12 protein-coding genes are annotated in these 11,487 nt (G+C 66.3%); 2 read left to right on the forward strand and 10 right to left on the reverse strand.

The features are described from left to right. The first annotated feature begins 71 nt into the window (after positions 1-71). On the forward strand, positions 72-812 hold the full coding sequence (locus ATB98_RS17515; RefSeq protein WP_066875768.1) for a N5-glutamine methyltransferase family protein: 741 nt from the start codon (positions 72-74) through the stop codon (positions 810-812). Beyond that, positions 809-1,924, forward strand: a complete 1,116-nt coding sequence (locus ATB98_RS17520; protein WP_066875769.1) for a hypothetical protein — start codon at positions 809-811, stop codon at positions 1,922-1,924. Before ATB98_RS17515 ends, ATB98_RS17520 begins: the two co-directional genes overlap by 4 nt. A 118-nt stretch (positions 1,925-2,042) precedes the next feature. Here the strand turns inward: ATB98_RS17520 and gfa are convergent, their stop codons facing one another. From gfa to ATB98_RS17570, 10 genes are all read right to left on the reverse strand, one after another. Next, positions 2,043-2,612, reverse strand: coding sequence for an S-(hydroxymethyl)glutathione synthase (gfa, locus tag ATB98_RS17525; protein ID WP_066875770.1), 570 nt, complete (start codon positions 2,610-2,612; stop codon positions 2,043-2,045). Positions 2,613-2,730: 118 nt separating this feature from the next. Then, positions 2,731-3,522 (reverse strand): ABC transporter permease, encoded by a 792-nt coding sequence (locus ATB98_RS17530; protein ID WP_066875771.1) that lies wholly within the window; start codon positions 3,520-3,522, stop codon positions 2,731-2,733. After that, complete coding sequence (locus tag ATB98_RS17535; RefSeq protein ID WP_066875772.1) at positions 3,519-4,259, reverse strand: ABC transporter ATP-binding protein; 741 nt, start codon at positions 4,257-4,259, stop codon at positions 3,519-3,521. Before ATB98_RS17535 ends, ATB98_RS17530 begins: the two co-directional genes overlap by 4 nt. After that, positions 4,246-4,893 (reverse strand): ABC transporter ATP-binding protein, encoded by a 648-nt coding sequence (locus ATB98_RS17540; RefSeq protein ID WP_066875773.1) that lies wholly within the window; start codon positions 4,891-4,893, stop codon positions 4,246-4,248. Before ATB98_RS17540 ends, ATB98_RS17535 begins: the two co-directional genes overlap by 14 nt. Further along, complete coding sequence (locus tag ATB98_RS17545; protein WP_066875774.1) at positions 4,890-5,669, reverse strand: ABC transporter permease; 780 nt, start codon at positions 5,667-5,669, stop codon at positions 4,890-4,892. The genes ATB98_RS17540 and ATB98_RS17545 overlap by 4 nt, the downstream gene beginning before the upstream one ends. Further along, entirely contained in the window at positions 5,644-6,615 is a 972-nt protein-coding gene (locus ATB98_RS17550) for an ABC transporter substrate-binding protein (protein WP_066875775.1), read from the reverse strand. Before ATB98_RS17550 ends, ATB98_RS17545 begins: the two co-directional genes overlap by 26 nt. A 110-nt stretch (positions 6,616-6,725) precedes the next feature. Continuing rightward, a complete protein-coding gene (locus ATB98_RS17555; RefSeq protein WP_066875776.1) occupies positions 6,726-7,172 on the reverse strand; it encodes a hypothetical protein in 447 nt (148 codons plus the stop codon). A 35-nt stretch (positions 7,173-7,207) separates the two neighbouring features. Continuing rightward, positions 7,208-8,182 (reverse strand): YVTN family beta-propeller repeat protein, encoded by a 975-nt coding sequence (locus ATB98_RS17560; protein ID WP_066875777.1) that lies wholly within the window; start codon positions 8,180-8,182, stop codon positions 7,208-7,210. Between the two features lies 1 nt (position 8,183). Continuing rightward, the gene (locus tag ATB98_RS17565) at positions 8,184-9,371 is read right to left on the reverse strand and encodes an ABC transporter substrate-binding protein (protein WP_066875778.1); all 1,188 of its coding nucleotides are present in this window, start codon (positions 9,369-9,371) and stop codon (positions 8,184-8,186) included. Between the two features lie 160 nt (positions 9,372-9,531). Beyond that, positions 9,532-11,346, reverse strand: a complete 1,815-nt coding sequence (locus tag ATB98_RS17570) for a cation:proton antiporter domain-containing protein (RefSeq protein ID WP_066875779.1) — start codon at positions 11,344-11,346, stop codon at positions 9,532-9,534. Positions 11,347-11,487: the final 141 nt, after the last annotated feature.

Here is an 11,487-nt window from a genome sequence, read left to right on the forward strand (position 1 = left end):
AGCTTCCGTTTACCTGGATGGTCTAGGGTGCGCCGCAATCCGATAAACCGTGCGACAACGAGGGAGCGTTCGTGCTCAAGGGCGACAATCATCCTCACGGCGACGCGGGCCTCGCGCCGCGGCTCGCTCGATTCATGGGCATCGAGCTCGAACTTGCCCCCGATGTGCTCGTGCCGCGGGAAGAGACGGAGCTTCTCGGCCGCCGTGCCGTCGCGATCCTCGGCGACCGCGCCGGGCCGGCAACGGTGATCGACATGTGCTGCGGCTCCGGCAACCTCGCGCTCGGGATCGCGGCAGACGTGCCGCAGGCGCGGGTCTGGGGGGCGGACCTTACCGACAGCACCGTCGCGCTCGCCCGCCGCAATGTCGAGCGGCTCGGGCTCCGGGAGCGGGTCACCATACGCCAGGGTGATCTTTTCGCGGCGCTCGACGGAGAGAGCCTCGAGGGCGCAGCCGACATGATCGTCTGCAACCCGCCCTATATTTCGACGTCCCGTCTCGAGGGCGACAGCGCCCACCTGCTCGCGAGCGAGCCGCGCGAAGCCTTCGACGGCGGCCCCTACGGCATATCCATCCATCAGCGGCTGATCCGCGACGCGATCGCCTTCCTCAAACCGGGCGGCTGGCTGCTCTTCGAATTCGGCGAGGGCCAGGACCGCCAGGCCGCCGCCCTTCTCGCGCGGACGAAGGCCTATGAAGCCGTGAGCTTTGCCGAGGACGCGGCGGGCAGGCCCCGCGTCGCGCTCGCGCGGAGGCGGGCCGAGACTATGCCGCCGGCAGGCAGGTCCGAGGACGAGGCACCGGCGCGATGAGCGACATCCGTCCGCTCGCGGCCGCTGATATCCCGGCCGTCGCCGGTCTCTTCCAGAAAATCTTCCGCAACCGTGATCAGGCGCCGCCGGCAGCGCTCGTCGATTACCTGCGGCGGCTCTATATCGAGGCGCCCGGCTCCGACCCGGAAATCGGCTCGCTTGTGCATGTCGACGACCACGGCCGCATCTCCGGCTTCGTCGGCGCGTGCGCGTTGCCGATGACCTATAAGGGCAGGCGCTTGCGCGCCGCCATCTGCGGTTCGCTGATGGTCGATGGACGCGAGAGCGACCCGTTGGCCGGCGCCAGGCTCCTGAAGGCCTTTCTTGCCGGCCCGCAGGATCTCTCCTTCAGCGAGACGGCGAGCGAGGTCTCGACGCAGATGTGGACGCGGCTGCGCGGCATCGTGCTGCCGCAATACAGTCTCGACTGGGTCCGCGTCATCCGGCCCGCATCCTTCGCGCTCGATCTCGTCGCAGGCCGGCTCGCCCCGGCCCGGGCGCTCGCTCCGCTGGCGCATCTCTTCGACCGCCGCCACCGCGGCAAGATGGGGCGCGGCGAACTGCGCTGGTCGGGCGTTCCCGAAACGGCTGCCACACCGGGGCCGTTGCAGGTCGCCGACATCGACAGGCACGGCTTCGCCGCACTCTTCGCGCCCCTGACCAGGCAGTTTACCGTCCAGCCGGCCTGGGCCGAGGGCCAGCTCGACCATCTCCTTGAAGACGCGGAAAACAAGCCGGAATACGGCGAGCCGGTTTTCGCGGCGGTGAAGACGCGCAGCGGCGCGCCGGTCGGCGCGTTTCTCTACCACGTTCGCGCCGGCGGCGTGGCGCGGGTGCTCCAGCTTCTCGCCCTGCCGGGACAGGCCGGTCCCGTTCTCGATTGCCTGATCGATCACGCCGCGGCGAAAGGTGCCGCGGCGCTGCGCGGCCGCACCCAGCCGGCCCTGCTCGAAGCGATGATGGGCCGCCGCATCGGCTTCGTCCACGCCGCCTCGACCGTCGTCCACTCCCGCGACGCGGAACTCGTCGACGCCTTCCGCCACGCCCAGGGCTTCATCAACGGCCTGGCGGGCGAACATTGGAGCCGCCTCATCGGCGGCCGCTTCGAGTAGCGGCCCCCCAGCCGGGTGGTCGGCAGCGGCGGCACTAATATCAAACCCCGCCCGTTGGGAGAGCCCCTCGAAAGGGGCAAACGGGCGGGGTCCGAGGGAGGAGGCGTCGGCCCCTTTGTCAGGCCGGCAGGGCGCCGGACTGCTTGGCGATATGCGTGGCGATCGCATCCATCAGCGCCGGCGACAGGCAGTCATAGGGCGGCAGCCCGAGTTCCGTCAGCCGTGTCCGTATCTCCGACATCTTGTCGGGGTTGACGCCGCTTTCGATGACGGACGAGACGAAGGCGGCAAAGCCCGGCGGCGACCAGCCGGTCTCGTCACTCAGTTCGGTATGGACGAAATCGAGGCCGTAGAAGGGATGCTTGGTGTTCTCGATGCGGCCATACATGTGGGTGCCGCAATCCTTGCAGGCGTAACGCTGGATCGTCGCGCTCGGATCGACGATCTGCAGCTTTTCCGAACCCGACGTGACGCTCAGCTTGTCGCGGCCGACGACGGCGACTTGCGAGAAGATGGCGCCCTCCGGCTTCCAGCACTTGGTGCAGCCGCAGGCATGGTTGTGCGCAGTCTGTGCGCCGACCGCAACGGTCACCGGGCTGGTGGCACACTTGCATTTCAGCGTGCCGCCCTGAAAGTCGGGGCTGGCCGGCGGAAAGCCGTTGTCGATGGACGGATGCAGTTTCAGCATGTGTTTCCTCCTCTCTCTTGACGTCATCAGGTCCTTCCCGAGAAAGCAGGATCAACGCAAACGCAGCCGGCGGCAACATAGCGGAAAGTGTCGGTTTTCGGCGACGGCGTCGTCCGTATCAGGCCTTCGCGCGGAGCATGGCGCGGGCCGGTTCATAGCCCCAGAGGGCGGCCAGCATGAACAGGACGAAACAGGCGCTGACCCATAGGAGCGCGGTGAGATCGAGCTTGCCGTAGAGCGCAAAGCGTATCAGCTCGACCGCATGGGTGAACGGGTTGAGGGCGCAGATGTCGCGCAGGAGCGGCGAGCTTTCCGCCATCTTCCACAACGGATAGAGCGCGGAGGACAGGAAGAACATCGGAAAGATCACGAAGTTCATGACGCCGGCGAAATTCTCGAGCTGCCGAACGGTCGACGAAATCACCAGCCCGAAGGCGCCGAGCATCAGCCCGCTGAGCACAAGTGCCGGCACCACCGCAATATAGCCGACGAGCGGCGTGGTCGTCCCGGCAAGCGCCGCAATGGCGAGGAACGCGGCCACCTGGAGGATCGAGACGATGACGCCGGAGGCAAGCTTCGAGAACAGCAGCCACCACCGCGGCAGGGGCGATGTCAGCAGGAGCCGCATCGACCCCATTTCCTGGTCATAGACCAGCGACAGGGACGACTGCATGCCGTTGAAGAGCTGGATCATCCCGCAAAGCCCGGGAAGGATATAGACGTCGTAGGTGATATAGGTCTGATAGGGCGGGATGATCGACACGCCGAGGGCGGCGCGAAAGCCGGCGGCAAAGACGACCAGCCAGACGAGGGGTCGAACGAGCGCCGAGAGAAACCGGCCCCTTTGCCGAACGAAGCGCAGGTTTTCGCGGGTGACGATGACGACAAACGCAGTCAGCCATGCCTTCATGCGGGGACCTCCCGGCCCTCGGCCGTCATCGACAGAAAGGCCTTGGCAAGCCCCCGGACATCCCCCTGGCCGCCGGCGAGATCCCCGGCGGTGCCGTTGCTGAGGACCTTTCCACGATGCAGCACCACGACCTGATCGGCCGCCTGGATCTCGTCGACCAGATGCGTTGCCCAGAGCACCGCGAGGCCGCGTTCGGCGAGAAGATGCACATGATCGGTGATCGCCTGGCGGGAGGCCGCGTCCAACCCGACCGTTGGTTCGTCGAGCAGCAGGATCTCGGGGCGGTGGACCAGCGCCCGCGCGATCTCCATGCGGCGGCGGTGTCCGCCATTGAGGGCGCGCACCTGCTCGTCGGCCCGCTCGGCCATGCCGAGCTGCGCCAGCGCCGCGTCGATCGCCTCGGCGGCGGACCGGCCCGACAGTCCGTGCAGTCCGGCGAAATAGGTAAGGTTGCGGCGCACCGTCATGTCGAGGTCGAGGGTCTGTTGCTGGAACACGACGCCGATGCGGGCGAGCGCCGCGCGCGGCGTGCGGGCAATATCGAAGCCCCCGATCCGGATGCGGCCCTCGCCCGTCACGATCAGACGGGTGAGGAGAGCGAAGAGCGTCGATTTGCCGGCACCGTTCGGCCCGAACAGGGCGCAGAACCGGCCGGCCTCCACGGAGAAGCTGACATCGTCGAGCGCCTTGCGCGCGCCGTAGCGGTAGCTGACATGGCTGACCTCAAGCCCGGTCATGATGCATCTCCGGGATGACCGCTGCCGGTCCTATCGTCAGGTCGCGCGCTATCGTGGCTGGCCGCCCATCGAGGCGCAGCCGGCGCCGGGTGAGCCGGTGCGCCTCGGCATCCGAATGGGTCACGAGAATGACGGCGGGTCCGGCTTCGGCGATCAGCGTCTCGGTGAGCGCCAGCATTTCCTCGGCGGTCGCCGGATCGAGGGATACATAGGGTTCGTCCATCACGAGCAGGTCGGGCCGCCCGGCAAAGGCGCGCGCCAGCGCCAGCCGCCGCTGCTGGCCGAGCGAAAGCTGGCCGGGAAAGAGCCGGGCCTTGTCGGCGATGCCCATCCGCTCCAGCGCCGAAAGCGCCGCTTGCGTCCCGAGCCCGGGATGCACCAATGTCAGGTTCTCGACGACGCTGCGCCATGGCAGGAGAACCGGCTCCTGGAACACCATGGCGATCTTTTCCGGCCGGATGATCTCGCCCTCGAACGCCCGATCGATGCCGGCGATCAACCGGAGCAATGTCGATTTGCCGATCCCCGACGGGCCGAGGATGGCGATGGTCTCGCCGGCTTCCATCTCGAAGCGGATGTCGCTGAGGACCTCCTCGCCGCCGAATGCCTTTCGTCTGACGTCGACCGTGATCACGCCGTCCTCCAGCGCCGCACCCGGCGTTCGGACGGCTGCAGGATCAGCGCCTCGACCAACAGCATCACGCCGATGAAGGAAAGCGCATAGACCAGCACCATGGCCACGTCGAAGAGCTGGAAATAGAAGTGGATCTGGAAACCGATGCCGCTGGAGCGGCCGAGAAACTCGACCACCAGCACGATCTTCCATATCACGGCGATGCCGGAGCGGGCGGCCCCGGCGATGAAAGGCGCAAGCTGCGGCAGGATCACGTGGCGCAACCGCGCCCATTGCCGCATGCGATAGACCCCGGCCATGGCGGCGAGATTGGGGTCGAGGGCCCGCGCCCCCTCGCGCAGGATGGTCGCGACGTTCGGGACCTTGTTGAGCACCACGGCAATGATCGCCGCGGTCTCGTTGAGCCCGATCCAGAGATAGCACAGCACGATCAGCACGAGGGCAGGCAGGTTGAGGAACACGACGAGCCACGGATCGAGCCATTGATCGACGGCGGGCATGCGCCCCATGAGAAAGCCGATCGCCGCGCCGATCGCCATCGCCGGCACGAAGGCGCAGACCACGCGCCAAAGGGTCATGCCGAGGTGATAGGGCAGTGCACCGGAAGCGGACGCCTCGGCAAAGGGCGCCCATAGCGCCCAGGGCTGGGGCAGGACGGAGGCGTCGGCCGTCAGACCGGCCGCCGCTATCCACAGCACGAGCAGAAGCCCGACCGACGTGGCGCGCACCAGCGCGGGGTATTGCAGCATCCTACTCAAGGCGAAGGAACAATCCATCGGGCAGGCTAGTCGCCTTGCCGACGAGTTCCGCTCCGCCGAGGTCCGCCATCAGCCGCAGGAACCGGTCGGCGGCCGCCTCGTCAATCGGCCTGCCGCTCGGGATGCCGGCGCGATAACCCTCGCGCAGCGCCGTGAATTCGGCGTCGTTCCCCGCATTCATCTTGTCACGCAAGCCCTCCCACGCGGTGTCGTCGCTGCGCAGCAGTTCCTTGGCCGCCCGCGATGCCTCGTATAGCCCCTTCACGATGTCCGGATGGGCGGCCGCATACTCGCCCTTCAACACATAGCCGAGCAGCGGCGTGTCGGGATCGAGCTTCAGCGCCGCTGCGGCATCGGCGACGGAGATCACCTCGCGCATGCCCTTGGCCTTCATCTTCGCCAGGAAATGCCAGAAATTGATCGTGCCCGCAGTCTCGTCGGAAAAGGCCGACTTGAAGATCAGCGGCGGCGCGCCGAACACCTGCTCGGTCTCAGCGGCGAGGTCCATGCCATGCTGCTGCTTGGCATAGGCGCGCAGGATCAGCCAGCTCTTGTCGAGCGGCCCGCCGGCAATGCCGATCTTCTTGCCGGCAAGATCCGGCAGCGCCTTGATGCCGCTGTCGTCCTTGACCACCAACCCGCCGACCGCCCGCGAATAGGGGATGAAGACATAGTCCTTGCCGGCCGCGCGCTGACAGGCAACCCAGATCCAGTCGGCCACCATCGTGTCCGCCTCGCCGCCTTCGAAGGCGACGCGCGTCGCCCCGTTGTCGGCATAATCCTGGACCTTGAGCTCGAAGCCGTTCTTGCGGTCGAATTCATGGGTCTTGATGGTCGAAATTTCCCAGTTGACGGTGCCCGAGGCGAGCATCGCCGCCCGCAGTTGCGGCAGGTCCTCGGCCATGGCGGCCCCCGGTGCGAATGCGAACAGGCACACGGCCAGAAACCATTTCAGAACCTTCATTGCTTCTCCTCCCCGGACTTGCCGGTCTCGCCCCTTTGCGCGCCCCTCTGTCCGCGGACTTAGAGGATTGAGGGTCGGCGGGCTATTGGCCATTGGTGCCGTAGACCGCCTCACTGGATGGAAATCTCAACTTTCTGGCTGTCGCTCGTGGTGTCCGGAATCTTCACCTCGTAGCTGCCCGGCTTGATGGCGATGAAGGAGAGCGTCGCCGTGCCGGCCTCGTCGAATTCGAGGCTGTCGATCCCCATCGGCCGCACTTCTATGCCGTTGATGACGATCTCGTTCATCCAGATCGCCCGGAAGAACGGCGCACCGGTGATTGCCAGTTCCGCCGATCCGTCCGCCGTGATGCGCATTTCGTAATAGGCGCCGGACTGCAGCGTCACCGGCCCCTTGCCGAGCGGCTTGCCGGAGGCGAGCGTTATCTCGATTGGCTCGCCGCGATTGCATTTGGCGAGCAGCCCGGCGAAGCCGAGCTCGCCGCAAAGCGGTGCTGCAAAGGCCGGGCCTGCCAGAAAGAGCGCCGACGACGCCGTGACAATCGTTCTATGCACCATGAAAATCCTCCCGATACTGGTTTATCCACTGCGTCTCACTCCGGGGCGACGACGACCCCCCAGGGCTGCTCGCCGACCTGCACCGAGCGGAGCACCTTTTCCGCCTTGACGTCTATGATACTTACGTCGTTGGAATTGCCGTTGGTGGTGATCAGGAACTCCTCGCCCGGGGTGAAGGCCATCTGCCAGACGCGTTGCCCGACGAGCAGGTAATCGAGAACCTCGTCCGTCCCGGCGTCGATCACCGCCACCCGGTTGGCCGGGCCGAGCGCCACGAAGACGCGCGAGCCGTCGCTGGTCGCCTTGACGCCCACCGGTTGCAGCCATTCGGGCAGGATGCCCGGCACTGCAAAGCTGATCTTCTTGACGATTGCCGGTTCGGCCGCGGTCAGATCGATCACCGAAACGGTGCCGCCGATCTCGGAGCTGACGTAAAGCTTCTTGCCGTCGGCGGTGAATTCCGCATAGCGCGGCCGCTGGTCGACCCTCACGTTGTGGACGATCTCGTAGCTGACGGCGTCGATGAAATGCGCCATGTTGGTGGTTTCAGAGGTGTTGATGACCGTCTTCGCATCCGGGCTGACCGCAACGCCTTCCGGCTCGACCCCGACGGGTATTTCGGCCAGCACCTTGTGCGTCTTCACATCGACGACGGTCACCAGATTGTCGTCCTCATTGGCGATGTAGAGTGGATTGCCCGAGGGAGCGAGCGCGAAAAGCTCCGGGTCCGGGCCGGACGGCAGCGTATGCAGTTCCTTGTAGGTCTCGGGGTCGAAGACCCGGACGGTGTCGTCGTCCGAGGCGCAGACATAAAGTTCCTTGCCGTCCGGGCTGATGGTGATGCCGCGCGGCCGGTTGCCGGCCGGGAAGGTGGCGACCACCTCCCAGCTTTCGCTGTCGAGCACGGTGACGCTGTTGCCGCGTTCATTGGTGACGAAGACCTTGTTGGCCGCGGCAGGACCGGCCAGCATCAGTATCAAGGCGGGCAGGAGCAGGAGCGATCTCGGCATTCTATCCTCCAAAAGCGTGGCAGGCGGTTTCGGGCGCGTCGATGCCCAGCGTGTCGAGCGGCGAATGCTGGTGCAGGTAGCCCTCCTGCGGCGAAACCGATACGGTCACCCGGCCGTCGGTCAAAAGGATCGGCTGGCGCAGCTGCCCGTTCCAAGGGCGGAAGGTCAGCTTCTGGCCCTTGAACGCCGCCAACTCGAAATCCTTCGACAGCGCGTAGGCCCGCACGGATGCCGGATCGACCTTGCCGGATTGCGTCACCGCTTCGCCGATCACCCGCATCGCAAGCCAGGCCTGATAGTCCTCCTCGCGCATCGGGCGGCCGGTGAGCTTCTCGAAGCGGCCCTGGAACTGGGTTGCGCCCCAGGATTCATGGGCGGCGTGCCAGGACACCGGACGAAGGCCCGCGGAGCCGGCGACGGGCCTCGGATCCCAGGTGTGATAAGGAAGGTAGGGCGCGAAGACGCCCGCCTCGTCGGCGGCGATGACCACGTCGTAATCCTCGGCATCCTGGGTGAAGACGGGTATCTGTTTCTGCACCAGGACATGGCCCGTATCGGCGCGGCGACCTCCGCCGGTGTCGACGAACTCACGCACCTCGACGATCTCGGCACCGAACTTGGCGGCCGATTTGCGATAGCTCTCGGCGAGCAGCCTGTCCTCGGGATGCGAGCCGTGGATCAACAGGATACGCGGCCATTTCTTCCACATCAGGAACTGGAGGACACCGTCGCTGAGCATCGCCCGGCTCGGCGAGACATGCAGCACATTGGCCCGGCAGTCGGCGTCGCGCAGCCCCTCGTCGCGGGCACCCGCGTTCAAGAGCAGCACATCGGGCCCGGCCCTGTCGGCCAGCGCCTTCAGCACCTCGCCGTCGGCGATCACCGCAATCAGGCCGAAGCCTTCGGCTTTCAGGGCATCGAGGGCGGCCGCCGCCTTGTCCGGCGCGACCGCCTGCGTCTTCAGCGTGTAGTCCGTGTCCGTGAAGGCGCCGGTCGTGCGGTTGTCCTCGTTGCCGAGCATGGCGCCGGCAAAACCGAGATCGGCGGGCGGCGCGTCAAGCCGCGAGATCGGCGGCCCCGCCGGACGATCGACCCTGAGCACCGCCGCCTTCACCTCCATCGCCCAGGAGGGCAGCGCGGCGAGCATCGCCGTGCAAAAGGCGGCAAGCGTGAGCGATAGACTAGACATTGCCGGAACGACCTCCCAATCTTCCTGGCACTCCCTGGGAGGAGATTAACAGCGCAGTTTCTGTTCCGAAACCGATACTTATGGAGCGTAGTTCAGCGGATTGCCCGGCGGGCGCCGGCTCGTGCAAAACCCGCGCCAGGCGCCTGGAACCGAACCCCGATCATGACGATCCCGGGCCCTTTCGACTTTCGGCGTTTCGCGTGGAAAGGCGAATTGCCCTGCGTACTTTGCCACTCTTTTCCGGACCCTGCAGTACCTTGCGGAATTCGTCGCGCTTTTCGTGGATCGAGGCGATCACCGGCCCTGCGGGAATGCCGAGGCTGATCAGGACCGCTTCGGAAAGCTGAAGGCTCGCCTCGATGGTTTCGGGTACGGCATCGGTCACGTCGATGCCGTAAAGCTTGGCCGCGTGCTCTGCGTCGCGGGCGCGAGCGACGATGACGAGGTCGGGCCGCTCCGCACGCGCGGCCGCAACGATCGACTCCACCGCCGCCGGGTTGTCCATCGTCACGATCAGGGCGGGGGCCGAGGCAATTCCGCAACGTCGGAGCAGTTCGGCTTTCGTCGCATCGCCGTAATAGATCATCACTCCCCGGTCTCGCTCGCGAGCGACGAGAGCCGGATTGCCGTCGACGGCCAGAAACGGGACCTTGTGCCTGGCGAGCATCTGGCCGACGAGATCGCCGACGCGCCCGTATCCGGCGATGATCGCCCGCTCCGCGCGGTCCTTCACGTCCGGCGCGAGCGCTGCCAGACTCGCCTCATCTTCGCGACCACGGGCAGAGAGGTTCTCCGAGAACCGGATCATGAGCGGGATCGTGAACATCGAAAGGGTGGTCGCGACCATTGCGGTCGTCCCCACGGGCTCCGGCACGATGCCGTGGCCGATCGCGGCCCCGATCACCACGAGCGCGAACTCCCCGCCCGGGCTGAGCACAAGCGCCAGTTCCAGCGCACGCCGTCGGGAGAGGTCGAAACGGCTGGCAACCGGCCACAGGATCAGGAATTTGACGGCGACGAACGCACAAGCCACACTCAGCGTCGGCAGCGGGCTCGCAAGGATCTGCGTGAGGTCGAGCTTGGCGCCGACCGAGACGAAGAAAAGCCCGAGCAGCAGACCCTGGAAGGGCTGGATCGCCACCTCGACCTGTCGACGATACTCCGTCTCGGCAAGCAGCAGACCCGCGACGAACGCCCCGAGAGACATCGACAGGCCGGTGGCGACGGCGATAAGCCCCGACCCGACCACGACCAGGAGACAGGCGGCCACGAACAGCTCATTGTTCTTGGCCGCGGCCACCAGGCCGAAGAGCGGACGCAGGATGAGGCGTCCGAGGCCGAGCACGGCCACCAGGCCGGCGACTGCCGGGGCAATGGCGTAGATCAGGCTGGAGGCAGCGGCAGCGCCGTTGCGCGCGTCAAGCAATGCGACCAGAATCAACAGCGGGGCGACGGCAAGGTCCTGAAACAGGAGGACCGCGAAGGAGGCGCGCCCGACCACCGAGGCGAGCCGCTTGCGTTCGGCGAGCGAAGGCAGGACGAGTGCCGTGGAGGAGAGGGCCAATGACGTCCCAAGCACGGCTGCCGCTGCCGGCGTCTGGCCAAGCGCCAGGGCGATCAGGCCGAGCACGAGCGACGACAGGATCACCTGCAGGTACCCAAGGCCGAAAACGAGCTTGCGCATTCTTGCGAGCCGTTCCCAGGACAGCTCCAGCCCCATCATGAACAGAAGGAACGCCACGCCAAACTCGGCGGGGCCCGATATCTGTTCCGCATCGCTGATCGACACGGCCGAAAGCCAGGGAACCTCAGTCGCCAGGGCGCCGAGGCCGAAGGGACCGAGCGCCAACCCGGCCGCAAGGAAGCCAAGCACCGGGCTCATCCTCCAGCGTATGAAAAGCGGCACGATCACGCCCGCCGTGCCGAGGAACAGCAAGAGGTCCTTGTAAACCGTGATACCTTCGGCGCCCGCCATGAATGTCCGATCCCGCTGCGAAGCCAAGCCTTGAGTATTTGTCCAAAGCGGACGGATGACAAAGGCTAATTGTGCATCGCACCCCCAAGCGCTGACCGATTGCTGCGGCGGGCGGGTCCAGGCCGCGGACCTGGGCGCGCC

The sequence above is a fragment of the Sinorhizobium saheli genome, assembly GCF_001651875.1.
GTDB classification, from domain to species: Bacteria; Pseudomonadota; Alphaproteobacteria; order Rhizobiales; family Rhizobiaceae; genus Sinorhizobium; species Sinorhizobium saheli.